23 protein-coding genes are annotated in these 26,270 nt (G+C 64.4%); 16 read left to right on the top strand and 7 right to left on the bottom strand.

Translation table 11 applies throughout. The annotated features are described in order from the left end of the window. Nucleotides 1-33: 33 nt before the first annotated feature. Complete coding sequence (locus FBZ93_RS22135) at nucleotides 34-1,428, bottom strand: DHA2 family efflux MFS transporter permease subunit (protein WP_146988445.1); 1,395 nt, start codon at nucleotides 1,426-1,428, stop codon at nucleotides 34-36. A 182-nt stretch (nucleotides 1,429-1,610) separates the two neighbouring features. On the opposite strand from FBZ93_RS22135, the gene FBZ93_RS22130 reads away from it, so the two are divergent. After that, entirely contained in the window at nucleotides 1,611-1,919 is a 309-nt protein-coding gene (locus tag FBZ93_RS22130; protein ID WP_146988444.1) for a hypothetical protein, read from the top strand. A gap of 29 nt (nucleotides 1,920-1,948) precedes the next feature. Then, complete coding sequence (locus FBZ93_RS22125) at nucleotides 1,949-2,845, top strand: RNA polymerase sigma factor (RefSeq protein WP_146988442.1); 897 nt, start codon at nucleotides 1,949-1,951, stop codon at nucleotides 2,843-2,845. A gap of 210 nt (nucleotides 2,846-3,055) precedes the next feature. On the opposite strand, the gene FBZ93_RS22120 is transcribed toward FBZ93_RS22125, so the two are convergent. After that, on the bottom strand, nucleotides 3,056-3,604 hold the full coding sequence (locus tag FBZ93_RS22120) for a DUF805 domain-containing protein (RefSeq protein WP_146988440.1): 549 nt from the start codon (nucleotides 3,602-3,604) through the stop codon (nucleotides 3,056-3,058). Nucleotides 3,605-3,995: 391 nt separating this feature from the next. On the opposite strand from FBZ93_RS22120, the gene FBZ93_RS22115 reads away from it, so the two are divergent. The 7 genes from FBZ93_RS22115 to FBZ93_RS22085 all read left to right on the top strand — a co-directional run bounded on the left by FBZ93_RS22115 (nucleotide 3,996) and on the right by FBZ93_RS22085 (nucleotide 10,945). Then, entirely contained in the window at nucleotides 3,996-5,168 is a 1,173-nt protein-coding gene (locus FBZ93_RS22115) for an ABC transporter substrate-binding protein (protein WP_146988439.1), read from the top strand. A 227-nt stretch (nucleotides 5,169-5,395) separates the two neighbouring features. After that, nucleotides 5,396-6,313, top strand: a complete 918-nt coding sequence (locus tag FBZ93_RS22110; RefSeq protein WP_146988437.1) for a branched-chain amino acid ABC transporter permease — start codon at nucleotides 5,396-5,398, stop codon at nucleotides 6,311-6,313. Further along, complete coding sequence (locus FBZ93_RS22105; protein WP_146988435.1) at nucleotides 6,310-7,257, top strand: branched-chain amino acid ABC transporter permease; 948 nt, start codon at nucleotides 6,310-6,312, stop codon at nucleotides 7,255-7,257. Before FBZ93_RS22110 ends, FBZ93_RS22105 begins: the two co-directional genes overlap by 4 nt. Further along, entirely contained in the window at nucleotides 7,250-8,017 is a 768-nt protein-coding gene (locus FBZ93_RS22100; protein WP_146988433.1) for an ABC transporter ATP-binding protein, read from the top strand. Before FBZ93_RS22105 ends, FBZ93_RS22100 begins: the two co-directional genes overlap by 8 nt. Continuing rightward, nucleotides 8,010-8,738, top strand: a complete 729-nt coding sequence (locus FBZ93_RS22095) for an ABC transporter ATP-binding protein (RefSeq protein ID WP_146988431.1) — start codon at nucleotides 8,010-8,012, stop codon at nucleotides 8,736-8,738. The genes FBZ93_RS22100 and FBZ93_RS22095 overlap by 8 nt, the downstream gene beginning before the upstream one ends. A 203-nt stretch (nucleotides 8,739-8,941) precedes the next feature. Continuing rightward, nucleotides 8,942-9,487 carry a hypothetical protein gene (locus tag FBZ93_RS22090; protein ID WP_146988430.1) on the top strand — a complete coding sequence of 182 codons (546 nt, stop codon included), beginning with the start codon at nucleotides 8,942-8,944 and terminating at the stop codon, nucleotides 9,485-9,487. 99 nt (nucleotides 9,488-9,586) lie between these two features. Further along, entirely contained in the window at nucleotides 9,587-10,945 is a 1,359-nt protein-coding gene (locus FBZ93_RS22085; RefSeq protein WP_146988428.1) for a lipase family protein, read from the top strand. Nucleotides 10,946-10,963: 18 nt separating this feature from the next. Here the strand turns inward: FBZ93_RS22085 and FBZ93_RS22080 are convergent, their stop codons facing one another. Beyond that, nucleotides 10,964-12,400 (bottom strand): glutamine synthetase family protein, encoded by a 1,437-nt coding sequence (locus tag FBZ93_RS22080; protein WP_146988426.1) that lies wholly within the window; start codon nucleotides 12,398-12,400, stop codon nucleotides 10,964-10,966. A 165-nt stretch (nucleotides 12,401-12,565) separates the two neighbouring features. Next, a complete protein-coding gene (locus FBZ93_RS22075; RefSeq protein WP_146988424.1) occupies nucleotides 12,566-13,924 on the bottom strand; it encodes an aromatic ring-hydroxylating dioxygenase subunit alpha in 1,359 nt (452 codons plus the stop codon). 114 nt (nucleotides 13,925-14,038) lie between these two features. Here FBZ93_RS22075 and FBZ93_RS22070 point away from each other — a divergent pair, with 114 nt between their 5' ends. Next, a complete protein-coding gene (locus tag FBZ93_RS22070) occupies nucleotides 14,039-14,824 on the top strand; it encodes an IclR family transcriptional regulator domain-containing protein (protein ID WP_146988423.1) in 786 nt (261 codons plus the stop codon). 126 nt (nucleotides 14,825-14,950) lie between these two features. Here the strand turns inward: FBZ93_RS22070 and FBZ93_RS22065 are convergent, their stop codons facing one another. Beyond that, a complete protein-coding gene (locus FBZ93_RS22065; protein ID WP_283810836.1) occupies nucleotides 14,951-15,862 on the bottom strand; it encodes a helix-turn-helix transcriptional regulator in 912 nt (303 codons plus the stop codon). Nucleotides 15,863-16,036: 174 nt separating this feature from the next. Between FBZ93_RS22065 and FBZ93_RS22060 the strand changes: the two genes are divergently transcribed. The 4 genes from FBZ93_RS22060 to boxB all read left to right on the top strand — a co-directional run bounded on the left by FBZ93_RS22060 (nucleotide 16,037) and on the right by boxB (nucleotide 22,124). Beyond that, a complete protein-coding gene (locus FBZ93_RS22060; RefSeq protein ID WP_146988419.1) occupies nucleotides 16,037-17,563 on the top strand; it encodes a benzoate-CoA ligase family protein in 1,527 nt (508 codons plus the stop codon). A 156-nt stretch (nucleotides 17,564-17,719) separates the two neighbouring features. Continuing rightward, on the top strand, nucleotides 17,720-18,529 hold the full coding sequence (locus FBZ93_RS22055; protein WP_146988417.1) for an alpha/beta fold hydrolase: 810 nt from the start codon (nucleotides 17,720-17,722) through the stop codon (nucleotides 18,527-18,529). Between the two features lie 289 nt (nucleotides 18,530-18,818). Further along, a complete protein-coding gene (gene boxC, locus FBZ93_RS22050; RefSeq protein WP_146988415.1) occupies nucleotides 18,819-20,507 on the top strand; it encodes a 2,3-epoxybenzoyl-CoA dihydrolase in 1,689 nt (562 codons plus the stop codon). A gap of 165 nt (nucleotides 20,508-20,672) precedes the next feature. After that, nucleotides 20,673-22,124 carry a benzoyl-CoA 2,3-epoxidase subunit BoxB gene (boxB, locus tag FBZ93_RS22045; protein ID WP_146988414.1) on the top strand — a complete coding sequence of 484 codons (1,452 nt, stop codon included), beginning with the start codon at nucleotides 20,673-20,675 and terminating at the stop codon, nucleotides 22,122-22,124. 188 nt (nucleotides 22,125-22,312) lie between these two features. Here the strand turns inward: boxB and FBZ93_RS22040 are convergent, their stop codons facing one another. Both FBZ93_RS22040 and FBZ93_RS22035 read right to left on the bottom strand, forming a co-directional pair. Then, on the bottom strand, nucleotides 22,313-23,113 hold the full coding sequence (locus tag FBZ93_RS22040; protein WP_146988412.1) for an SDR family NAD(P)-dependent oxidoreductase: 801 nt from the start codon (nucleotides 23,111-23,113) through the stop codon (nucleotides 22,313-22,315). A gap of 169 nt (nucleotides 23,114-23,282) precedes the next feature. Next, entirely contained in the window at nucleotides 23,283-24,341 is a 1,059-nt protein-coding gene (locus tag FBZ93_RS22035; protein ID WP_146988410.1) for a polysaccharide deacetylase family protein, read from the bottom strand. Nucleotides 24,342-24,508: 167 nt separating this feature from the next. Here FBZ93_RS22035 and FBZ93_RS22030 point away from each other — a divergent pair, with 167 nt between their 5' ends. After that, complete coding sequence (locus FBZ93_RS22030) at nucleotides 24,509-25,903, top strand: OmpA family protein (RefSeq protein ID WP_146988408.1); 1,395 nt, start codon at nucleotides 24,509-24,511, stop codon at nucleotides 25,901-25,903. A gap of 2 nt (nucleotides 25,904-25,905) precedes the next feature. Next, on the top strand, nucleotides 25,906-26,202 hold the full coding sequence (locus FBZ93_RS22025; RefSeq protein WP_146988407.1) for a hypothetical protein: 297 nt from the start codon (nucleotides 25,906-25,908) through the stop codon (nucleotides 26,200-26,202). Nucleotides 26,203-26,270: the final 68 nt, after the last annotated feature.

Here is a 26,270-nt window from a genome sequence, read left to right as displayed (position 1 = left end):
TCGCCCGATAGCAAAACCCAATCGCTGCGCGTCTCACGCGTCCTGCGGCGCGGCTTTGGCGACGACCTGTCGCCGCATCGGCAGGAACAGTCCCGCGACAGCGCCGGCGAATGACAGCATTGCCGCAAGGCTCATCGCCGCAGCGAATCCATTGCTGAAATGTCCGGACGAATCGGCCGCGCCGTTGGCGACGAAGCTCGCCACCAGCGCGGCGATCCCGAACATGCCGCCGAGGAAGCGGCCCATGTTGAAGATGCCCGACGCCTTGCCCATCTCGCTGACGGCAACCGAGCTCAGCACCGCGTTCTGCGCGGCCGGCATCGCCATCGACACGCCGACGCCGGCCAGCACCAGCGGCGCGACCAGCGCGGCATAGGGCACGATGGGACTCACAATCTCGCTGATCCAGCCAAGCCCGATCGCCTGCATCAAGAGGCCGGTGACCACAAGCGTGCGTTCGCCGAAGCGGTTGACCACGGCGCCTGCGATCGGCGCCGTGACGAACAATGTCGCGGTCCACGGGATCAGGCGCAGCCCGGCGCCGAAGGCGTCGAAGCCGAGCACGATCTGCAGGAACTGCGGCAGCAGGAACAGCACGCCGTACATCGCGGCGTAGAACAGCACGCTCGCGGCCATGCCGGACGCGAACGGCCTTGCCGCGAACAGCCGCATCGGCACCATCGGGCTTTTCGCACGCAGTTCCCACAACACGAACGTCACCGTCAGCGCGGCGCCTGTGATCAAGGCGCCCGCGACTTCCGCGCTGGCCCATCCGACGCTGTTGCCGCGCAACAGGCCCCAGACCAAAGCGAGCGCCGCGAGCGCGACCAGCGTCAGCCCGGTGACGTCGAGCGGCGCTGCGGGGCCAAAACTTTCGCGCAGCCGGGCCAGCACGAGACCAATCGCGATCAGGCCGATCGGCAAATTGATCCAGAAGATCCAGCGCCAGCCGAGATGCTCGGTGATGAAGCCGCCGATCGCGGGGCCGATGATCAGCGCGCATCCTGTGATGCCGCTGAAGATGCCGAGCGCGCGCGCACGCTCCTCGCGGCCGAACGCGCCGCTCAGGATCGCCATCGCCAGCGGCATCACCAGCGCCGCACCTGCGCCTTGCAAGGCGCGGGCGGCGATCAGTGCCGCGGCGTTGCCGGCCAGCGCGCAGGCCGCCGAGGCCACGACGAACAGGCCAATCCCGGCCGCGAACATCCTGCGCCGCCCGAAACGGTCGCCGAGCGCAGCACCGGTCAGCAGCAGCACCGCAAAGGTCAGATTGAAGGCGTTGACGGTCCATTGCAGCGTCTCCACCCGGCTTCCGAAATCGGCGCGGATGGTGGCGAAGGCGGTGGTCATGATCATGGCGTCCAGCGCCATCATGAAGGATGCCAGCGCGGTGAGGCCGAGCACCCAGCGCTGTTCAGGGGTCTGCATGGTGGTTCTCCATTGACGCGCCGCGGGGCTTGCGGCGCGCTTCGCCGGCAAGGACGAACCGGGACAGGCAAAGGATTCGGCCAAAAATTATCTTTGCCGGACCGCATCCTTTGGCGGTCCGCAAACGTCCTTTGGTCTGACGCGGCCGGTTCAGGCCGCAAAACCAGGCCAAGGAGGTTGCGATGAGACGGACCCTGATCAGGTACAAGACCAAGCCGGAGATGGCGGAGAAGAATGCCGCGCTGGTTGCGGCTGTGTTCGCCGAGTTGAAGGCGGCCAATCCGGATGGCGTGCGCTACATGACCCTGCGCCTGGAGGACGACACCTTCATCCACATGGTCGAGACCGCGGCCGACGACGGCTCGAGCCCGATCCCGAAACTGGCTGCGTTCCAGGCCTTCCAGGACGGCATCCGGGATCGTTGCGCCGAGCCGCCGGTGGTTCGCAGTGCGGTGATTGTCGGGAATTATCGTATGCTGGATGAGCCGTGAACCGAGCGAACCGACTTGGCGGAGCCATCATGACGTCACCACCCCAAGTGCCGGCCGCGACCGACGTCGAGGCGCTGCTGGCGGCGATGCGGCCAAGGCTGCATCGCTACTGCGCCCGCATGGTCGGATCTGTCATCGACGGCGAGGATGTGCTGCAGGACGCGCTGATCAAGGCGATGCAAGGCTTCGCGTCCGCGGTCCCGATCCAGAACCCGGAAGCCTGGCTGTTCCGGATCGCACACAACACCGCGCTCGATTTCCTCAGGCGGCGCAACCGCCAGGATGCGCTCCACTCTTCGGAGGAGGTGGACATGATGGCTGCAGAGCTTGACGATGTCAGCCGCCGCGAGATCGCGGCAAGCAGCCTGCGCACCTTCATGCGCCTGCCGGTGGCGCAGCGTTCAAGCGTGATCCTGATGGACGTGCTCGGCTGCTCCCTGCAGGAGGTCTGCGGCATCATGGATTTCAGCCTGCCCGCGGTGAAGGCGGCGCTGCATCGCGGACGCACGCAGCTGCGCGCGTTCGCCCGCGAGCCTGATGATGCGCCGCGGCCCGGCCTGTCGCCGGACGATCGTGTCAGGCTGAACGCCTATGTCGGCCGCTTCAACGCCCGCGACTTCGACGCCATCCGCGCCATGATCGCCGATGACATCAGGCTCGAGCTCGTCAACCGGACACGGTTGAACGGCAAGGCCGAGGTGTCACGCTATTTCGGCAATTATGCGAAGATCAGTGACTGGCATTTGGTGACCGGACAGGTCGATGGACGTCCGGCGATCCTGGTGTTCGATCCCGACGCTCTGGACGCGCCGCCGCGATCGTTCATGCTGCTCGACTGGTCGGCCGACAAGGTCGCGACCATCAGGGATTTCCGCCACGCGTCCTATGCGATCGAGGGCGCCGAATGGGCGGTGGACGAGGGGTAGGCGGTCGCTGCCGCAGCCTTTGTAGCGCAGTGGCCGTACCACAAACTCAGTGTCGTCCCGGCGAAGGCCGGGACCCACAACCACGACTGGGAATTGGTTTGCGATGCTGGGGCCCCAGCCCGCTTCGACAACACAAGACGGTGGTTATGGGTCCCTGCTCCCGTGCGCAATTGCGCACTAGGCAGGGACGACAGTGGGGAGAGAGCGCCGCTACCGCGTCTTGCCGCCGAATTCGCCGCTGGCAATCCGCGCCACGCGGCTGCCGGCCGCGGCCGGTGCGCCGTTTCGTTCAAACATGCCATCGCCGCCGCTCTCGCGCGGCAAGGACGACGCTTCGTCGGAACGGCCGCTGCCCGGCCAGAACATCAGCACCAGGTTCATCACGCCATTGACGGCCGTGCCGACCACCGTTGTGGTGTGCTGATAGGTCAGTGCGTATTCGGGAAATCGTCCGGCAACGGCCCTGTCGAGCACCATCAGGGCGATCCATGCCGCCATCACGCAGACCGGATCCCATCCGATGTCGCGCACCCGCATCGACTGCAGCATGAAGCAGACGACCAGCATGCCATAGAACGAAAAGATCAACGCGGGGCTGTTCGCTGCCTGCGCCAGCAGCACGTCCGTCCTCCCGCTCGCCGGTGCATTGCCCGTGATGCCGTAGACCAGCATCAGGAAGCCGATGCCCGCCACGAAGCCGCAGAAGAAGAAGGCCAACCGGCCTATCCGGGCATTGAAGCCGAAGATGTAATTCAGCATGTGACGCACCCCTTTTGGCGGCAGCCTCGCCGGGCGATGCTTTCCGGACCATGAAGCCCGCGCGCGCCTGCCGGCATGTGGTTTCCGGCTGCTTTACCGGATCGTTAAAGCCTGCTGCACTGCGCGCCGCGGCCGTTGGAAGGGAGCTGGGGCCTGCGACAATCGTTGCCTACGCAACCGGCATTATATTTCTTGCCATGGTCGATTTAGACGAATTATGATGCACGGTGCTGGGGTATGCGCCGAAGGTTCTAATTGGGTGCCGTCGGTTCATGCTTGCTGCAGACTTGCGATATCGCGCACAAAATACGTCACAGAACGACGTGCGCAAAGCGTGACCGCCGGCCTCGATTGGGCCTGGCGGAATCTTTGGTTGAGGAGGGGAGTGAATATGAAAAAGGCATTTTGGCTGGCAGGCGCCATGGCTTTGGCGCTGGCGCAGCCCGCGACGGCGGCTGACAGCGTCAAGATCGGCTTCGTCTCGACCTTCAGCGGTCCGACCGCCGTGATCGGCAACGACATGCGCAATTCGTTCGAACTCGCGCTCGACCATCTCGGCCGCAAGATCGACGGCAAGCCGGTCGAGGTGATCTACGAGGACGACCAGCAGAAGCCTGACGTCGGCAAGCAGAAGACCGAGAAGCTGGTGCAGTCCGACAAGGTCGACTTCATCGTCGGCTACATCTGGTCGAACGTGCTGCTGGCCTCGCTGAAGACCGCGGTCGATTCGAAGACCTTCCTGATCTCGGCCAATGCCGGTCCGTCGCAGCTCGCCGGCGAATTGTGCTCGCCTTACGTATTCTCGACCTCCTGGCAGAACGACCAGACGCCCGCTGCGATGGGCCTCTACATGAACCAGAAGGGCGTCAAATCGGTGTTCCTGATCGGACCGAACTACGCCGCCGGCAAGGACATGCTGGCGGGCGTGAAGAGCACCTTCAAGGGCGAGGTGGTCGGCGAGGAATACACCGTGTGGCCGAGCCAGCTCGACTTCTCCGCCGAGCTGACCAAGGCACGCAACTCGACGGCCGAGTCGATCTTCGTGTTCTATCCGGGCGCCGCCGGCGTCCAGTTCCTGAACCAGTACGCCCAGGCCGGCATCAAGGCGCAGATCCCGCTCTATACCGCCTTCACCGTCGACGAATTGTCGCTGCCCCTGCAGAAGGACAACGCGATCGGCATTCCCGGCGCGCAGGAATGGGTCAACGACCTGCCGAACGCCGAGAACAAGAAGTTCGTCGAGGACTATCACAAGAAGTATCCCGGCCTGCGCCCGACCTATTACGGCGCCCAGGCCTATGACGCCGCCCAGCTGATCAACAGCGCCGTCGTCGCGGTGAAGGGCGACCTCACCAAGAAGGATGCGATGAAGGCGGAGATGGAGAAGGCCAACTTCAAGTCGCTGCGCGGCCCGTTCAAGTACGGCAACAACCACATCCCGATCCAGAACTTCTATCTTCAGGACGTGGTCAAGGACGCCGACGGCCAGCTCTCGCTGAAGACGGTCGCGACCATCGTCAAGGACGACCAGGACAAATTTCACGACAAGTGTTCGATGAAATGATTGTCGGGTAATTCTGGCCCGTGGCTTGCTTCTTCACCTCGCCCCGCTCTTGCGGGGAGAGGTCAATCACGAAGCGATTGGGTGAGGGGCTCTTTCTGCGTATTCGACTCGTTGAAAGAGCCCCTCACCCCAACCCTCTCCCCGCAAGAGCGGGGCGAGGGAGAACGCGCAGCGTGCAATGCGCGGACACCCCCATCCCGCTTCGCTCAAGGTGACGTAGCCTCACGATGTACCTCGTCGTCGAACAACTGCTGAACGGCCTGCAATTCGGCCTGCTGCTGTTCCTGCTGGCAGCTGGCCTCACGCTGGTGTTCGGCATCATGGACTTCGTCAACCTGGCGCACGGCTCGCTCTACATGATGGGGGCCTATTTCGCGGCGACCTTCGTGGCCTGGACCGGCAGCTTCGTATTGGGCGCGCTGCTGGCGCTCGGCGCCACGCTGCTGCTCGGCATCGCGCTCGAATATGTCGCGCTCAGGCATCTCTACGGCCGCGACCATCTCGACCAGGTGCTGGCGACGTTCGGCCTGATCCTGTTCTTCAACGATGCCGTCCGGCTGATCTGGGGCCCGGCCGGCCTTGCGCTGCCGCTGCCGGCCTGGCTCACCGTGCCGGTGCAGATCATTCCCGGGGTGTACTACCCGGCCTACCGGCTGATGATCATCGTGGTCGCGCTGGCGGTTGCCGCGATGCTCTATCTCGTCGTGATGCGCACCCGCGTCGGCATGCTGATCCGCGCCGGCGCCTCCAACCGCGAGATGATCGGGGCGCTCGGCATCAACATCAAGCTGCTGTTCACGCTGGTGTTCGGCTTGGGGGCCGCGCTCGCCGGTCTCGCCGGGCTGATGCAGGCGCCGATCCTCACCGTGCAGATCGGCATGGGCGAGAACATCCTGATCCTCGCCTTCGTCATCATCGTGATCGGCGGCATCGGCTCGATCCGCGGCGCCTTCATGGCGGCGCTGTTCGTCGGCATCATCGATACGATGGGCCGGGCGTTCCTGCCCGACCTGCTGCGCAAGGTCCTGAGCGGGGCTGCCGCCTCGACCGCGGCGCCGGCGCTGTCCTCGATGCTGATCTACCTCCTGATGGCCATCATCCTTGTGCTACGGCCCGAAGGGCTGTTCCCGGCGGCCAAACGATGAAGCCGAAGCTCAACGCCTCCAATGTGGTCGCGGCACTGATGTGCGCCGCGCTCATTCTGCTGCCGGTCTATTCGGCGGCCACCGGCAATATCTTCATTCTCACGCTGTTCACCCGCATCACGATCTTTGCGCTGGCGGCTGCGAGCCTCAATCTGATCATGGGCTATGGTGGCATGATGAGCTTCGGCCATGCCGCCTATCTCGGCATCGGCGGCTATGCCGTCGGCATCCTCGCCGCCGAGGGCATCGGGTCCGGCTTCATCCAGTGGCCGGTGGCGCTCGTGGTCTCGGCGCTGTTTGCGCTGCTGATCGGCTCGCTCTCGCTGCGCACCCGCGGCGTCTATTTCATCATGATCACGCTGGCCTTTGCGCAGATGGCCTATTACGTCGCTTCCGCGCTGTCGCGCTACGGCGGCGACGACGGCCTCACCGTTTACAAGCGCAGCGATTTCGCCGGCCTGATCAACCTGTCCGACCGGACGCAGTTCTACTATCTCTGCCTCGGCTGCCTGTTCGGCGGCCTCTATCTGATCTGGCGCATCGTCAATTCGCGCTTCGGTCTCGTGGTGCAGGGCGTTCGCTCCAACGAGCAGCGCATGCAGGCGATCGGCTTCCACGCCAACCGCTACCGCCTGGTCTGTTTCGTCATTGCCGGCACGATCTGCGGCCTGGCCGGCGCGCTGCTCGCCAACAACACCGACTTCGTCAGCCCCGCGGTGATGTACTGGACCCGTTCCGGCGACCTGATGGTGATGGTGATCCTCGGCGGCATGGGCTCGCTGTTCGGCCCCGTCATCGGCGCGATCGTCTATCTGCTGCTCGAGGAGCTGCTGTCGCAGTTCACTGAGTTCTCGGGCCTGATCCTCGGCCCGGTGCTGCTGCTGATCGTGCTGTTCGCGCGCGGCGGCATCATGGGCCTGCTCGGGAGGATGCGCCGTGGCTGAGCCTTTGCTGCGCGTCGACAATCTGGTCCGCCGCTATGGCGGCATCACCGCGACCGACAACCTCTCGATGGAGGTGGTACCCGGCGAGCTGCACGCCATCATCGGCCCGAACGGCGCCGGCAAGACCACGCTGATCAGCCAGCTCACCGGGCAGGTGATGCCGAATTCCGGCACCATCCGCTTTGCCGGCCGCGACGTCACCAGCCTGCCGTCCTACAAGCGCTCCAGGCTCGGGCTGGCGCGCTCGTTCCAGATCACCTCGCTGCTCAAGGATTTCTCGGCGATCGACAATGTCGCGCTGGCGGCGCAGGCGCATGACGGCCACTCGTTCCGCTTCTGGGGCAATGCGCGCAAGGAGACGCGCCTGCGCGACATCGCCCGTACGGCGCTGGAGCGCGTCGGCCTCGGCAAGCGCGCCGATATCATGGTCTCGCAACTGAGCCATGGCGAGCAGCGCGAGCTGGAGCTCGCGGTCGCGCTCGCCACCAAGCCGCAGCTGTTGCTGCTGGACGAGCCGATGGCCGGGCTCGGCGTCACCGAGTCGGCGCGGATGGTCGCGCTGCTCAAGGAGTTACGCAAGGAAGTGACCATTGTGCTGGTCGAGCACGACATGGAGGCGGTGTTTGCGCTGGCCGACCGCATCACGGTGCTGGTCTATGGCCGCGTCATCGCCTGCGACGTGCCGGACGCGATTCGCAGGGATGAAGAGGTCAAGCGCGCCTATCTCGGCGAGCAGCATGCGGTGACGCGTCATGACTGAAGCGAAAACTGCTGAAACGTTGCTCGAAGTCGATGGCATCGAGACCTGCTACGGGCTGAGCCAGGTGCTGTTCGGCCTGTCCTTGCAGATCAAGTCGGGCGAGATGGTCGCGCTGATGGGCCGCAACGGCATGGGCAAGACCACGACCATCCGCTCCATCATGGGCCTGACGCCGGCGCGATCAGGCGCGATCCGCTTCGCCGGCGAGGCGGTGCGCGGTCTGCCGTCGTACAGAATTGCAAAGCTCGGCATCGGCCTCGTGCCCGAGGGACGCCAGATCTTTCCCAACCTCACGGTACGCGAAAATCTCGTCGCCGCCTCAGGCAATCGGCTTGGTGCTTCCGATCCGTGGACCATCGACAAGATCCATGCGCTGTTTCCGCGGCTCGCCGAACGCACCAGCAATATGGGCGTCACGCTGTCGGGTGGCGAGCAGCAGATGCTCGCGATCGGCCGCGCGCTGATGACCAACCCGAAACTCCTGATCCTCGACGAGGCCACCGAAGGCCTCGCGCCCCTGATCCGCGATGAGATCTGGAGCTGCCTGTCGATGCTGAAGGGGCGCGGGCAGTCGGTGCTGGTGATCGACAAGAACGTCGGCAACCTCGCCCGCATCGCCGACCGCCACTACATCATCGAGCGCGGCAAGACGGTGTGGAGCGGCACCAGCGAGCAGCTGCTCGCCGAGCCGGATCTGCAGCACAAGTATCTGGGGATTTGAAGCAGCGCTTCCTCCGTGTCCTGGTTGTCAAACGGCAGCCAGGTTCTACTTCCGGTAGCGAACCATTCATATTGACTGTAGAGTGACCAAATCACGGGTAGTGAGCGATTGGGCGCTCGCGCCGTTCGAGCCAGCGACGCAGCCGTGCCATGAATTCTGAATCAAGATCATACTCAAATGTATCGCCCTGGAGATGGGCGCTGTTGCTGCTCATTGTCCTCACGTTCTTGCCAGAAATCGTCGTCCTCGCGACCTCGATTGTCGCGAAGCTGAAGGGCTGCCAGGCGAGCAGCAACGCGACCTGCGAGATCGGGCCGAGTTCGGCCGGCGAGATTATCCGGAGTGCGCTCGAGGCCGGGTCCTTTGTGGGCCTCCGATTCAGCGACGGCTTGGCGGCGGTATGGCTGGCGCTGGGTTGCTTCCTGATCTGGAAGGGCTGGAAGCGTCTCTCGAGCCGATTGTTGCTTGGGCTCGCCATAAGCCTGGTCTGCGCTTTCGTACCCTATTTCGGGCCGATGCTGTCGATCGGATCCCTGGTCAATCCGAACTGCAATCCCAATGAGGGCGCCGTCGGTCCCTGCATGATCTATGGCGGAAATATCGGCTTCGTCGCCCACGATACCGTACGGCTGGCGTGGCGGATCGCCGACGGCGCACCGATAGCTCTCGGCATTTTCGGCATCTATGCGATTGTTGTGATTGGCGTTCAGCTCATCTCGGGACGAGCCGCACCACCGCCGGGCAAATAGAGACGTTCCTGCTTGGTTCACGGGGGATATTGTCAACCACGGGTTGTTGTGGTTTGATGCACGCATAGATTGACGATTTATTTTCCGGAGGTAGCCTCCATGCGATCCAACCCGGCTTGGTCGATATTGAAGCTCGTCGCAATCGCGATGCCCCTGGTTGCAGCGAATGTTGGTCCGGCGACGGCGCAGTCCGACGGACGCTATATTCAAGCTTCGTTCGTTTACAACTACGCAAGATACTACGCGCCCTACGCGATCCAGGCGTCGGCGGCTTACCTGCCGGTCGACGAGTTCAATGCCCGGCGCGCAACGCAGGATGTCGATGGCTACGGCGCGGATGTGAACTACGCCGTCAAAACGATATTCCCCGATGAAAAGGTGGTGCCGCGGGCGCGGGAAGCCTTCAAGCGTTGGCGATATCAGTTCGGAAGCGACAGCTATCTCACCTGCATTGATTCGTCCGACGCCGATTGTCTTGCCGCCTACAACAACAGAGGCTGGGGTATGAGTGGCGGCCCGGCTTTTCAGGTCTGGGCTCGCGCGCGCTCGGCAAAGGTCGACGGCGGCGCCTGCAGCGAAGTCAGTATCGCATTTCGCGGAACGGTTGGAACGTCGCTTGGAGACTGGCTCTCCAACGCGGACCGGTTCGGTTCACCCTATGATGATTACTATCATCAGCTGCGTCGCAATGTCGACGCCATCATCAAGTCGATCCAGAATCTCGATTGCTACAAGCGAGCCGCCGTCAAGCCGCAGATCGTTTCGACGGGGCACTCTCTTGGCGGCGGCCTCGCCCAGCTCGCCGCTTTGGCCACCAAGTTGAAGGGGCCGCGAATATCGAAGGTCTTCGCGTTCGATCCTTCTCCGGTCACCGGAGCGCATCTGGTCAGCCAGTCACTGCGGGAATCGAATGCGGCAGGACTCACAATCGATCGAATCTACCAGGAAGGGGAAGTCCTGTCCTACGTACGCACTGCGGTTCAGCAATATCCGTCCGCAAAGTCGACGTGCAATCCGTATGTCCGAACCGTCAAGGTCGACGCATTGCCGCCCGGCAGTGCCATTCAGCTTCATGGAATGACCGGCATGTCTACCCAGCTGGTGCGGCTGTCCTACAACGGCGAGACGCCGCTCGCCTATGAAGCCCCCCCAGGGGGCTGCAAGGACATCAGATATCGTGCTCCGGTCACCGACCAGGACGAAGTGCTGGCTTCCAGCGTCTCGCAGCGCCAGACGCTGCTGGCGGCAGTCCGCAAGAAGCTGCGCGGTGGGAGTGAGCTTGCCGGATCGAGCTCACTCGGAAGGCCGTATGATGGTTCGACGGCTGAGCTTGCAATACGAGGAGCTCCCGCCGCGTCCGGCAAGCGGACGCGGGCATCTCAGCGTGCGGATTCTCGCGAAGTCTTCGCGCAGGTTGGAGGCGCTCTTGCCTTCGAACCTCTACAGAGAGCGGAGTAGGCGGATAATTTTTGAGCCTCAAAACATCTCGAAATATTCGCGCTGCTCCCAGTCCGACACCTCGGCCTGGAAGCGCTCGATCTCCGCGTTCTTGATGAAGACGTAATAGTCCACGAACTCCGGTCCCAGCGCCTGGCGGAAGAACGGATCGTCGTTGAGCGCGAACACCGCTTCGCGCAGCGACTTCGGCAGGAGCGCGGCCTTGGTCTCGTAGGGCGTGTCGGCCGACGGGCCGGGTTCGAGCTTGCGGTCGACGCCGTCGAGGCCGGAGAGGATCTGGCTCGCCATGTAGAGATAGGGATTGGCGGCCGGCTCGCCGATGCGGTTCTCCAGCCGGGTCGCGGGATCATTGGCGCCGCCGAGCACGCGGATCATGACGCCGCGATTGTCGCGGCCCCAGATCGCGCGGTCCGGCGCCAGCGAATAGGAGCGGTAGCGCTTGTAGCCGTTGATGGTCGGCGTCGTGAACACGGTCGAGGCCCGCGCGTGCTCGATCAGGCCCGCAAGCCAGGCGCGGCCGAGCGGGCTCAAGGGCTCGCCGGCTTCTTTTGCCATGAAGGCGTTCTCGCCATTGGCGCGCGACACCAGCGACTGGTGCAGATGCCAGCCGCTCGCGAACACGTTCGGCAGTTTCGGCCGGCACATGAAGGTCGCGTGATAGCCGTGGCGGCGCGCGATCTGCTTCACCGCGGAACGGAACAGCACCATGATGTCGGCGGGCGCAAGCCCTGTGGTCGGTGCGAAGGTGAACTCGCACTGGCTCGGGCCGAATTCGACCTCGACCGTGCGCAACGGCAGGTCGAGCGCGATGATGTCGCGGCGAATAATCTCGAGCGCCGGCTCCATCTGATCGTAGCGCTGCTCGGTGAGGTATTGATAGCCGTGCGACAGCAGGCTGACCGACGGCGGCCGTCCGGGCTGGCCGGCATCCTCCGGTGCCATATGCGCGTCGTCGAGCTTGAACAGGTGGAATTCGACCTCCAGACCGGCGACGAAATCGTAGCCGCGGCTGCCGAGTTGGTCGAGCACCTTGCGATAGAGGTTGCGGGTCGCGAACGGCACCGGGCGGCCGTCGCTGAAATAGAGGTCGCAAAGCAGCCAGCCGGTATTCTCCGCCCAGGGCAGCACGCGGAACGTGGTGGGATCGGCGACCATCAGCACGTCGGCCGCGCCCTCCATCTCCTTCATGCCGAAGCCGCCGCCTGATGTGAACACCGGAAACACGGTCTTGTGCGAGGTGTCCTTGGCGAGCATCGTCGTGGTGATCGAGCAGCCGCCTTCGAGCGAGCGCACCGCTTCGCTGGCGATCAACGTCTTGCCGCGCAATATGCCGTGCTGGTCGGGGAACGACAGGCGGATGACTTCGAGGTGGTTCTCCTCGACGATGCGGCGGAGGCGTTGTGCCGCCTCCTTCTGCTCATCCGACCACAGGACGTGACGCTCGACGAAGCTCACCGCGTCACTCCTTCGTTTCTACGATTGTCATTGCGAGCCACCCGGTCGGCGCGAAGCGCCGCCGGATGACAGGCTCCGCGAAGCAATCCATCGCTCCTCATACGTGGAGCGATGGATTGCTTCGTCGCTGCGCTCCTCGCAATGACGGCTGGTGTTGAACGCATACTATTCCGCCGCCGTCAGGTGCTGCACCTTGCCCGCGATCTCGCGCGGCACGGGCGCGGCCCAGGGCGCGCCGCGGCGGCGCTTGACGTCGACTTCCATCCAGTAGAGCTCCCAGCCGAGCGTCGGCCCGATGCCGTCCATCGTCGCCGGGCCCTGGATGCTGCGCGCGGAGGCGTCGTCGAGGAACAGCATCGGCTTCTCGCCGCCGCCGACCTTCTCGATCTCCTGCCGCAGCAGCCGGCGATACTGCACGATCGCCTTGTCGCTCTGGCCGAGATGCTCGTTGGTGCGGTCCTGGATCGCCCCCATCGATTCCACCGCCCACTGGTCGTGGACGTTGATGTCGGTGCCCATGCCGGTATAGGTCTCGGTCGCCTGCTCGTGCGGATCGAAGCCGTAATCGTTGCTGCGGTTCTTGCGCGACTTGTAGTCGGGCAGCGTGTAGAGCTCGAGCCGCTGGTCGCGCATCTTTGGCTTGTCGACCGGCGCCGCGTAACTGGTGAAGATCGCATACCAGTAGCAGTTCTCGTCATCGACCGGCACGTGCCACTGCGTGATCGTCATTTCGGTCGACATCGGAATCACGAAGCCGTGCGGGAACAGCTGATTTGTCACCCGCACATGGGTGCTGGTGTCATCGAGCTGGCGCAGCGCGATCAGGCGCAGGCCGTATTCGGTATGCTCGACATTGATGATCGGCCGGTCGTATTCGCGCAGGATCTTGGTCATCGGCATGTCGGAGCCGGCGGAGGCGCCGCGGAATTGCTTGCCGTAAGCGGCTGAGGTGTCCTCGTCCTCGAAGAAACGATGCAGGAAGGAGGCGTGCGCCGGATCGATGCCGACCTCGAGCGCCTGCAGCCAGTTGCAGTTCATGTGGCCCTTGAACGCGAACGTATGGCTGCCGGGCGCGACGAAGCAGTCGAGCTCCGGAAACGCCGGCGGGGCGCCTTCGCCCAGGTAAGCCCACAGGATGCCGCTCTTCTCCACCACCGGATAGGAGCGCTGCCTGATGCCCTTGCAGAGCTGCGAGCCGGCCGGCTCGGCCGGCGTCTCGATGCACTGGCCTGATGTGTCGAACAGCCAGCCGTGGAAGGCGCAGCGCAGCCCGCCGTTCTCGAGCCGGCCGAAGGCGAGGTCGGCGCCGCGATGCGCGCAGTGGCGATCGATCAGGCCATAGCTGCCGTCCTCGCCGCGGAACAGCACCAGGTTTTCGCCGAGCAGCCGAACCGGCCGCACCGGGCGTGCGCCCTCCAGCTCGTCGACCAGCGCCGCCGGCTGCCAGTAACTCCGCATCAGCTTCCCGCACGGGTCCTTGCGGCCGGTGCGGGTGATCAGATCGTTCGCTTCCTGGCTCATCATGGCGGCGTCTCCCGGATTTGGATTTGTTCGCCTATTGAACGAATGTGCGAATTATGCCATGTCTGGTCTGGACAGCAAGCGCAATTTTTGAACCGTTCAAAGCCGTAGACCCCGATGCCCAAGCTGAAACGGACCGATCAGGACGAGCGCGCCACCGATTTCGTCGAGGCGCTCGATCGCGGCCTGCGCCTGTTGCAGGTGTTCGGCACCGTCACCGGTCCGGCAACGCTGAGCGACCTAGCGCGCGCAGCCGATCTGCCGCGCGCCACCGCGCGCCGCATCCTGTTCACGCTCGCGCATGGCGGTTTCGTCGCGACCGACGGCAAGCTGTTCACGCTGACGCCGCATGTGCTGACCTTGGCCGGCTCGTTCCTGCAATCCAACCAGGTGGTGACGGTATTGCAGCCGGTGCTCGATCGCATCGCGACCGCAGCGCAGGAGATCGCCTCGCTCGCGCTGCTCGACGGCGACGACGTCGTGTTCGTCGCGCGCTCCAGTCCGACGCGGGTGTTCTCCGCCGGTCTCGATATCGGCTACCGGCTGCCGGCGTTCTGCACCTCGGTCGGCCGTGCGATGCTCGGCCGGCTCGACGATGCCGAGCTTGCGGCGCGGCTGAAGGCGATGCGCCGCGATGCCGTGACGCCGCAGACCGTGACCGATCCGAAGAAACTGCTCGCGACTGTTATCGCCGATCGCGCGCAGGGCTACTCACTGGTCGACCGCGAGGCCGAGCCGCATTTCCGCTCGATCTCGGTGCCGGTGCACCGCTACGACGGCACCATCGTCGCCGCCATCAACATGGGCGCGCATGTCGATCGGGTGCCGGCCAAGGAATTGATCGACCGTTTCCTGCCGCTGCTGCGCGAGGGTGCGGAGGACGTGAGGAGCCGGTTGTTGTAGGGCTCTCACTCCGTCAGAGATTTCGTCATTGCGAGGAGCGATAGCGACGAAGCAATCCATGCACCCGCATACGCGGATCAATGGATTGCTTCGCTTCGCTCGCAATGACGGGGGCGGGGCTGAAAATTACAGCGCCACGCTGCGCAGCCCGAAGCTGCGCGCCTCGTTCTGCAGCACCGGCCGCACGGAATCGATCAGCCGCGCCGCGGCAGCGTCGACCGAGAGGCCGGCGGTGTCGACCACCGCCGATGCGCGCGCATAAAGCGGCTCGCGGCTGACCAGGATGTTGCGCAATTCGGCCATCGCCGAGCGGTCGTCGGCCATCGGGCGCAGGTCGCCCTGATGGCGGACGCGGGCCATGTGCTCTTCCGGCTCGGCCTTCAGCCAGATCGTGTAGAATGAGGACAGGATCAGGTCGAAGGTCAGCGCCTCGGAGACGATGCCGCCACCGGTCGCCAGCACCATCAATTCCTTGCGCGCCAAGAGCTGCGTCAGCGCGGCCTGCTCCATGCGGCGAAAGCCTTCCTGGCCGTAGAGCGCGATGATCTCGGCGACCGAGAGGCCGTTCTGCGCCTCGATCTCCTTGTTGAGCTCGACGAAGCTCCAGCCGATCTTCTTCGCCAGCATTCGCCCGAGCGTGGTCTTGCCGGCGCCGCGCAAGCCGATCAGCGCGATGCCGGAGAACGAGGCGCGGCGTGGCGCCAGCGGGCTGCTGCCGGCGAGCATGTCCTTGGCCTGCGCAATCTGGCCCGGCGACGCCTTGCGCAGGAGATCGCGGATCACGGCCCAGTCCGGAACCGGCTCGCTCGAGGGGATCAGGTCCTCGAGATGCGCGCCCATCGCGGCTGCGACACGGCGCAGCAGCACGATCGAGACATTGCCTTTGCCGCTTTCGAGCTGGGCGATGTAGCGTTCGGAAATGCCGGAGACCTTGGCGAGCACCTTGCGCGACATGCCGGCGAGGCCGCGCGTCGTGCGCACGCGCTGGCCGAGCTGCTCGAGGAAGTCGGTTTCCGGATCGTTGGCTGCGGTCATGATCCCCGTGCGACGCGCGGTCCTGACTGAATCAGGTCCAATGGTTTAGGAAACATAGTGCCGATAAGGATTGACAGCAAGCCAACGTGGTGGCTTTGTATGAATTATAATTCTTAAATTCACAGGAGAGGGAAGCGTGGCGCGTCTGGGTCCCAAGCAAGGTCCGCGGAGCGGGGCATGACTTATAACGCAGTCTCCTGGCTGCTCGACCGCAACGTCGATGAGGGCCGCGGCGGCAAGGTCGCGTTCGACGACACGGTGTCGCAGATCACCTATGGCGAGTTGCAGCAGCAGACCCGGCGGGTCGGCAACATGCTGCGCCGGCTCGGCGTCCGCCGCGAGGAGCGGGTCGCCATGATCATGCTCGACACTGTCGATTTCCCGATCGTCTTCCTCGGCGCGATCCGCGCCGGCGTGGTGCCGGTGCCGCTCAACACGCTGCTGACCGCAGAGCAGTTCGCCTACATCCTCGGCGATTGCCGTGCGCGTGTGCTGTTCGTGTCCGAAGCCCTGCTACCGGTGCTGAAGGACGTCATCCCCCGGCTGCCCGATCTCGAACATGTCGTGGTCTCCGGCAAGGACGCGCATGGCCACAAGTTGCTCGCGGACGAGCTGGCGCGCGAGAGCGACAAATTCACGACAGCGCCGACTCATCCTGAAGAGCCGGCATTCTGGCTCTATTCGTCGGGATCGACCGGCATGCCCAAAGGCGTCCGCCATCTGCAAGCCAGCCTGCAGGCGACCGCCGACACTTACGGCAAGCAGGTGCTCGCGGTCAGGGAGGACGACGTCTGCCTCTCGGCGGCAAAGCTGTTCTTCGCCTATGGGCTCGGCAACTCGCTGACGTTCCCGATGTCGGTCGGTGCCAGCACGGTGCTCAATTCCACGCGGCCAACGCCGGCGCTGATGTTCGAGCTGATGAACACATACAATCCGACCATCTTCTACGGCGCGCCGACGCTGTTTGCCGCGATGCTCAACGACGAGGCGTCGAAGGGCGCGCGGGCCGGGACGCGGTTGCGGATCTGTGCGTCCGCCGGCGAGGCGCTGCCGGAATCCGTCGGCCATAGCTGGAAGTCGCGGTTCGGCGTCGACATCCTCGACGGCATCGGCTCGACCGAGCTGCTGCACATCTTCCTTTCGAACGCGCCCGGCGACATCAAATACGGCACGTCCGGCCGTCCCGTTCCCGGCTACAAGGTTCGTCTGGTCAGCGATGCCGGTGACGATGTGCCGGATGGCGAAGTCGGCGAGCTCCTGGTCGAGGCGCCATCGGCCGGCGAGGGCTATTGGAACCAGCGCAGCAAGAGCAAGAACACTTTTCAGGGGCATTGGACCCGCACCGGCGACAAATATGTCCGCGACGAAGAGGGCCGTTACACCTTCTGCGGTCGCGCCGACGACATGTTCAAGGTGTCGGGCATCTGGGTTTCGCCGTTCGAGGTCGAGAGCGCGCTGATCACGCATCCCGCGGTGCTGGAAGCGGCTGTCGTGCCGGAGGCCGATCCGGAAGGTCTCTTGAAGCCAAAGGCCTATGTGGTGCTGCGCGCGAGCAGTGCGACCGACAATCTCTTCGAGGCGCTCAAGGAACACGTCAAGCAGAAGATCGGCCCGTGGAAATATCCGCGCTGGATCGAGGTGGTCGACGATCTGCCGAAGACGGCGACCGGCAAGATCCAGCGGTTCAAGTTGCGCGAACATTAGCACTGCCTCTCTATGCGTCGTCCCGGCGAAAGCCGGGACCCATGACCACAGGCTTGAGTCGTTGCGCGAAAGCCGTTGAACAGCGTCCCTCAAAACAACGGCCGCGGCGTATGGGTCCCGGCTTTCGCCGGGACGACGAATGAGGAAGGGCCGACCATGACGAATCTTGCACCTACCGGCTTCCTCACCATCGACGGCGCCGATCTCGAATACCGCATGATCGGCCCGTCACCCGAGATCGCGCCCACCATCGTGATGCTGCATGAAGGTCTCGGCTCGGTCGGGCTGTGGGGCGATTTCCCCGAGAAGCTGCAGGCCGCGACCGGCGCCGGCGTGTTCGCCTATTCGCGCGCGGGCTATGGCGCGTCGTCGACGGTGAAGCTGCCGCGTCCGGTCGACTATATGCACCGCGAGGCGCTCGACGTGCTGCCGCAACTGCTCGACCGGATCGGCTTCCGCCGCGGCCTGCTGCTCGGCCACTCCGACGGCGCCTCGATCGCGGCGATTTATGCCGGCGCGCATCAGGACCATCGCCTGCACGGCCTTGCGCTGCTCGCGCCGCACTTCATCGTCGAGGACATTTCGGTGCAGTCGATCGCCGAGATCAAGGCGGCATATGAGACTACCAATCTGAAGGAGAAGCTGGCGCGCTGGCACAAGGACGTCGACAACGCCTTCCATGGCTGGAACGGCGCCTGGCTCGATTCGGCCTTCCGCGACTGGGATATCTCCGACTATCTCGCCTATATCCGCGTGCCCGTGCTGATCGTGCAGGGCGCGGATGACCAGTACGGCACCATGCGCCAGGTCGAGATCGCCCAGGAAGAGTGCTACTGCCCGGTCGACGTCGCCGCGATCGCCGGCGCCGGCCACTCGCCGCACCGCGAGGCGCCTGCGGTGACGCTGGACGCGGTCACCGAATTCGCCCGCGCCGCGCTGCGCGACGACCCGGCACTGGCGGCCTGAGAGGTTGCGAATGTACCCGTCCCCGTCATTGCGAGGAGCGATAGCGACGAAGCAATCCATCGTCCCGCATATGCTGGCCGATGGATTGCTTCGCTTCGCTCGCAATGACGGGGATGGAGCATCGTGCATCATCCAGCACGGGACTAGCCCATTGGCCCAGCGAGCGATTTTCCAGAACATGAAACAAAATGCATGTTTTTGCGTTTTGAACTGGACTGGATCGAAAACATGCACTATTGTGCATAAAGACAAAACGAACCTTCAAACGAACAACAGGTAAGGGTGGCCCATGGCTGGTGACGATCGCGTCCTTGCAAACGGGGCGAAGTACATCGATTTCCAGACCGAGCCGTCGCGCTACCGGCACTGGAAGCTCGACGTCGCGGGCGACGTCGCGACGCTGACCATGGACGTCGACGAGAACGCCGGCCTGTTCGAGGGCTATCAGCTCAAGCTCAATTCCTACGACCTCGGCGTCGACATCGAACTTGCGGACGCCGTGCAGCGGCTGCGCTTCGAGCATCCCGAGGTGAAGGTCGTGGTGATGCGCTCGGGCAAGAACCGGGTGTTCTGCGCCGGCGCCAACATCCGCATGCTGGCGGGCTCGACCCATGCCCACAAGGTCAACTTCTGCAAGTTCACCAACGAGACCCGCAACGGCCTGGAAGATTCCAGCGAGAATTCCGGCCAGAGCTTCATCACCGTCGTCAACGGCACAGCGGCCGGCGGCGGCTATGAGCTGGCGCTCGCGACCGATCACATCATGATGGCCGATGACGGCGCCGCAGCCGTCGCGCTGCCGGAAGTGCCGCTGCTCGCGGTGCTGCCGGGCACCGGCGGCCTCACCCGTGTCGTCGACAAGCGCAAGGTGCGCCGCGACCACGCCGATTTCTTCTGCACCATCGAGGAAGGCATCAAGGGCAAGCGCGCGGTGCAATGGCGGCTGGTCGACGAGATCGCGCCGAACTCCAAGCTCGAGGGCAAGCTCGCCGAGCGCGTCAAGGAATTCGCCGCAAAGTCGAAGCGCAACGGCGCGGGCAAGGGTCTGACGCTGACGCCGCTGACGCGCACGATCGACGACAGCGCGATCCGCTACGGCTTCGTCAGCGTCGATATCGATCGCGCGGCGCGCATCGCCACCATCTCGATCAAGGCGCCGGAAACCACCGCGCCCGCCGACATCGACGGCATGATCACGCAGGGCGCTGCGTTCTGGCCGCTGCAGGTCGCCCGGGAGCTCGACGATGCGATCCTGCATCTGCGCATCAACGAGCTCGAGATCGCGATGCTGGTGTTCAAGAGCCACGGCGAGCGCGCCAATGTCCTGTCCTATGACGCGTTCCTGGAGGCCAACAAGGCGCACTGGCTGATCAACGAAATCAGGCATTACTGGAAGCGCGTGCTCAAGCGCATCGACGTCACCTCGCGCACGCTGGTGACGCTGGTCGAGCCCGGCTCCTGCTTCGTCGGCACCTTGGCCGAGCTCGTGTTCGCCGCAGACCGCTCCTACATGCTGATCGGCCAGAAGCAGGGCGACAACCGTCCGCCGCCGGCGATCGAGCTGACCGCGATGAATTTCGGGCCGTACCCGATGAGCCACGGCCTGACCCGGCTGCAGTCACGCTTCCAGGCCGACCCGTCGGATCTGGAGCGCGCACAAGGCGCGATCGGCAAGGCGCTCGACGCCGAGGAGGCCGAGGAGCTCGGCCTCGTCACCTTCGCGCTCGACGACATCGACTGGGACGACGAGGTTCGCGTGTTCTTCGAGGAACGTACCTCGTTCTCGCCCGACGGCCTCACCGGCATGGAAGCCAATCTGCGCTTCGTCGGTCCCGAGACCATGGAATCGAAGATCTTCTCGCGCCTCACCGCGTGGCAGAACTGGATCTTCCAGCGGCCCAACGCGGTCGGTGAGGACGGCGCGCTGCGCCGCTACGGCACCGGCCAGAAGGCGCAATTCGACATGACGCGGGTTTAGAGGCGAATACCGCCGTCATCCTGAGGTGCGAGCGCTTGCGAGCCTCGAAGGATGATTGGAGGCAAGACTGCCAGACAAGCATCCTTCGAGACGCGCTACGCGCTCCTCAGGATGACGGTTGAGCAAGACGCGATACGCACGGAAACGATATCAAGGAGCACGGCCATGAACATGAACATCATGAACGTCGATTACTCGACCAAGATTCCGAACAATGTGAATCTCGCCGAGGACCGCCAGGTGCTCAAGGCGCTGGAGGGCTGGCACCCCGGTTACATGGACTGGTGGAAGGATATGGGCCCGGACGGCTTCCAGGAGTCACTGGTCTATCTGCGCACCGCCTATTCGGTCGATCCGCGCGGCTGGGCCAAGTTCGACTACGTGCGGATGCCCGAATATCGCTGGGGCATCCTGCTTGCCCCGCAGGAAGAGAACCGCGTCATTCCGTTCGGCGAGGATTACGGCAAGCCGGCCTGGCAGGAAGTCCCCGGCGAGCATCGCGCGATGCTGCGCCGCCTGATCGTGATCCAGGGCGACACCGAGCCCGCCTCGGTCGAGCAGCAGCGCCATCTCGGCAAGACCGCGCCGTCGCTCTACGACATGCGCAATTTGTTCCAGGTCAATGTCGAGGAAGGCCGCCATCTCTGGGCGATGGTCTACCTCTTGCAGAAATATTTCGGCCGCGACGGCCGCGAGGAAGCGGACGATTTGCTGCGCCGCCGCTCGGGCGATGCGGATTCACCACGCATGCTAGGGGCCTTCAACGAGGCGACGCCGGACTGGCTGTCGTTCTTCATGTTCACCTACTTCACCGATCGCGACGGCAAGATGCAGCTGCACTCGCTGGCGCAGTCCGGTTTCGATCCGCTGTCGCGCACCTGCCGCTTCATGCTGACCGAGGAAGCCCATCACATGTTCGTCGGCGAGACCGGCATCACCCGCGTCGTGCAGCGCACCTGCGATGCGATGAAGGACGCCGGCATCACCGATCCGAACGACATCGCCAGGATCCGCGCGCTCGGCGTGATCGACCTGCCGACCATCCAGAAGAAGCTGAACCTGCACTATTCGCTGTCGCTCGATCTGTTCGGCTCGGAAGTGTCGACCAACGCTGCGAACGCGTTCAATGCCGGCATCAAGGGCCGCTACAAGGAGACCACGATCGACGACGATCATCAGCTCAAGAGCTCGACCTATCCGGTCATGAAGCTGGTGGACGGCCAGATCAAGATGGTCGACGAGCCGGCGCTGACCGCGCTCAACATGCGGCTGCGCGACGACTACACGCAGGATTGCGTCAAGGGCATGCTGCGCTGGAATAAGGTGATCTCGACCGCGGGCATCGATTACAAGCTCACGGTGCCGAACACCGCCTTCCATCGCCAGATCGGCGAGTTCAAGGACGTCCATGCGACGCCCGATGGCCTGCTGATCGACGACGCCACCTGGGCGAGCCGCAAGAACGACTGGCTGCCGTCGACCGCGGACGGCGACTTCATCGCCTCGCTGATGAAGCCGGTGACCGAGCCCGGCGAGTTCGCCTCCTGGATCTCGGCGCCGAAGGTCGGCATCGACAACAAGCCGGGCGACTTCGAGTATGTGAGGATCGAGAGCTGATCCTTAGCGAGCATGATCCGGAAAAGTGTGAAGCGGCTTTCCGAAGAGATCATGCTCAAACGATAATGAGGTCATGATGCGGGATCGCATCATGACCTCACAGTTCGTCTCCTCCCGGAGGGGCCGGAAAGGGGTGAGCCGAACAAGGTCCTGGCTCGCCCCTTTTCTTTTGTACAAGCAGCGGGCGCTTACCCCGCGATCTCCAGCCCCGCGGTCGCGTAGACCACGCCGCCGTCGACCGCGATGGTGTTGCCCACCACATAGTCGCCGGCGCGCGAGGCGAGATAGATCGCGGTGCCCGCCATATCCTCGTCGCTGCCGACCCGCCGCGACGGAACGCGTTGGGCGACTTCATCCGCGTGGTCGCGCGCGGCGCGGTTCATGTCCGACTTGAAGGCGCCCGGTGCGATCGCGGTGACGTTGATGTTGTCCTTGATCAGCCGCGTCGCCATCCGGCGCGTCAGATGGATCACCGCGGCCTTGCTGGCGGCGTAGGAATAGGTCTCCATCGGGTTGACGAAGATGCCGTCGATCGAGGCGATGTTGATCACCTTGCCCGGTCTGTCGTGGCTCGCCGCTGCGCGCAGCGGCTTGGCCAGCGCCTTGGTCAGGAAGAAGATCGACTTGACGTTGAGGTTCATCACCTTGTCCCAGCCGCTCTCCGGGAATTCGTCGAAATCCGCGCCCCAGGCCGCGCCGGCATTGTTGACGAGGATGTCTAGCTTCGGCTCGAGCTTGATGATCTCGCTCGCGAGCTTGTCGCAGCCCTCGACGGTCGAGATGTCGATCGGCAGCGCGATGCATTCGCCGTCATAGGCGGCTGACAGCTCCTGGGCGGTGGCCTCGCAGGGACCTGCCTTGCGCGCGGTGATGTAGACCTTGGCGGCACCCTGCGCGAGGAAGCCGGCCGCGATCATCTTGCCGATGCCGCGCGATCCCCCGGTCACCAACGCGACGCGGCCCTTCAGTGAAAACAGATCCTTGAACATGCGCTCCTCCATTGCGTTGCCGATGGTTCTGATCGCGGCCGGGGATCGAGTCAAGGAAGGAGAGGGTCTGTAGCCCGGATGCAGCGAAGCGAAATCCGGGGCAGGATTATCCAGTCGCGAGATCGTCCCGGATTGCGCTTCGGTGCATCCGGGCTACGTTCACGTGGTCTTACGCCGCATCGATCCGGCGAAAACCGTTCCACACCGCGGTGGCGGCGCCGGAGGTCAGCACCGGCAAGAGCCGCGCGTCCTGGTAATTGCCGTTCAGCGAGACCCGCTGCAAGGCGGTCATGTGGTCGGCGCTTTCGGGAAACAGCATGCCCGGGCGTGTCGTCACCGCGGTCCGGAAGCCGATTGACCTTGCGAGGGCGAATTCGCGCTGCCCGGCGGCGATCCGGTCGCCATAGGGATAGGCGAGATGCGCGACTTGCCGCTGCAGCGCGTCCTCGATCCGCGCCCGGCTGGTGGCGAGCTCGAACGATGCGATGGTCTCGCTCTGCTTGGCGAGGTTGCAATGGGTGATGGTGTGGGCGCCGATCGTGACCAGCGGATCGGCGGCAAAGCCGCGCAACTCGTCCCAGGACATGCAGAGCTCGCGCGCGATGCCGGCCTCGTCGACGCCGTGGCGGGAGCACAGCGCTGAGATCTCGGCCTCCATCTCCTGCTCGCCCGGCAGCGAACGTAGCCAGTCGTGCATGCGGCCGAACGCCGTGCGCTTGGCCTGCGGCGTCGCGGTGTCGATCGGTGTCATGACGCCGGCGATCGGCAGCTCGATCGCCGATGCTGCCGCAATGATCCGCTCCAGCGCGATCCACCACAATTTGCCGCAGCCCTCGGCGAAATCGCTCGCGACAAAGACCGTGAACGGTGCGCCGAACTCGCGCATCACGGGAAGCGCGAAATCACGATTGTCGCGATAGCCGTCGTCGCAGGTGAAGCAGGCGAAGCGCCGCGCGAAATTCCGTTCGGTGAGGCGGCGATGCGCCTCGTCCATGCTGATGATTTCGACGTCGAGCGCGCGCAGATGCGTCAGCATCGCGCGCAGGAAGTCCGGCGTGACCTCGAGATGATGGTTGGGCTGGAATGCGTCGGCGCGCCGCGGGCGGACGTGGTGCAGCATGAAGATGGCGCCGACGCCGGCGAAAATCGGCCGCAGCAGGATATGCGCACCCGAAAAATACAACGCCTCCATCCCGGCACGGATCACGGTGTTGCGGAGTTGTTTCATGAGGGCACGGGCTGGCCGATTTGCATTCCGCCGCAAACTTAGCGAAAGACCACTGAAGAAACTGTTATCCCGGTCCGACATGGCACCCTGCCGTGGCAGCCGATTTGGGGTTTGACAGTCAGCCAAGGGTTTGTTTTCTCTCTGGTTCCCGACCCGCAGGACGCTGAATGCACGGACTTTTCAAGTGGAGTAGCAAGTGGTGGCCGGGGGTGATTCCACTGGTCGTCCTGTGGGGTATCGCGGCCTGGACCTCAACGGCGACGGTCGAGGCGGATCTTGCTGCGCGCTCCAATGCCGCATTGAAGGACACCGTGCTCGACAAGCGCCGCATCAGCGTCGACGGCCGCGACGTGACGTTTACCGCCAATGCCTTCTCCGAGGACGGCCGCCTCAGTGCAGTGGCGTCGGTCGAAGCCGTGCCGGGTGTGCGGCTGGTCAACGACGAGACCCGCCTTGTTCCCGAGGCCAAGCCGTATGTGTGGTCGGCGGAGCGCGACGTGGTGCGGGTCACGCTTGGCGGCAACGCGCCGCTGCCGTCGAGCAAGAGCAAGCTGACCGAGGCCGCGAAGGCCGGCCTCGGCGGTGTCGAGGTGGTCGATCAGATGGCGCTCGCCCGCGGCGCGCCACAGCGATTCGATCCGGCAGCGCTGTTGCTGCTCGACCAGATCGGCAAGCTGAAGGAAGGCAAGATCACGCTGACCGACAACAAGGTCGCGCTCGCCGGCATGGCGCGCGAGCTCGGTGGACGCGAAGCGGTGGCGGCGGCGCTGAAGAACCTGCCGGAGGGCTATTCGATCGCCGCCAACGACATCAAGGCGCCGCCTTACGTGTTCCAGGCCTACAAGGACCCGGTCGCGGTGACACTGACGCTGACCGGTTACGTGCCCGACAACAACGTGCATGCCGCGCTGGTTGCCGCAGCCGGCCGCAAGTTCTTCAGCGAGAAGGTGGTCGACAATCTCAAGGCCAGCATCGGCGCGCCCTCGGGGTTTGCGGCGGCGGTGGTGCCCGCGCTCGGTGCGCTGTCGCGGCTGTCGACCGGGACGCTCGTGGTGTCGGATCGCGAGGTGAAGCTGTCGGGCGATGCGCTCTACGATGCTGCCGCCGGCCAGATCCGCGACGGGCTCGGCAAGGACTTTCCGCAGGGCTGGCAGTACAAGGCCGAGGTCACGGTGAAGCCGGCGGCGGCGCCGGTCGATCCGACCGTGTGCCAGCAGCTGTTTTCCGAGATCCTCTCGAAGGGCAAGATCCGCTTCGAGTCCGGGAAGGCCGACATCGTTCCCGACTCCGCCGGCCTGCTCGACCGTCTGATCGAGACCGCTATGCGCTGCCCCAATGCGACGATCGAGGTCGCAGGCCACACCGACAGCGATGGCGAGGAGGCGGCCAACCAGGCCTTGTCGGAGCGGCGCGCGCAGGCCGTGGTGGATTACCTGGTGCGCGCCGGACTGCCTGCCAACCGTTTCACGCCGATCGGCTATGGCAGCACGCAGCCGCTTGCCGGCAACGAGAATGAAGACGGCAAGGCGCAGAACCGCCGCATCGAATTCGTGGTGAAGTAGCGATGACCGTGCTCGCGACATTCTTCTGGGGTTGGCTGCTTGGCGCCGCGTTGCTCGGCTTCGGCATGGGCTGGATCGCGGTGGTGCATCGGGCGCAGGCCGTCTCACGGATCTGGATGATCTGGCTCGCGCTGCTCGCCGCTGCGCTGGTGGCGGCATCATTCGCGCGGGTCGTGCCCGGCCGCTTCGGCTATTGGCTCGACCTCTTCCTGGTCATGTTCGCGCTTTACCTCGTCGGCTGCGCGATCGGTTCCTGGCTGCGCGACTGGGTGGTCTCGCGCAGCAAACCCGCGAGCTGATCCCTAAACCCTTGATCCATTGGAGCTGAGCGACGCCGCCACGCGTGGCGCGTGCCGCATGCATTATA

The sequence above is a fragment of the Bradyrhizobium macuxiense genome, assembly GCF_007993935.1.
GTDB lineage: Bacteria > Pseudomonadota > Alphaproteobacteria > Rhizobiales > Xanthobacteraceae > Bradyrhizobium > Bradyrhizobium macuxiense_A.
The sequence above is the reverse complement of the archived record's forward strand: the minus strand, read 5'-3'. Positions and strand labels throughout refer to the sequence as shown.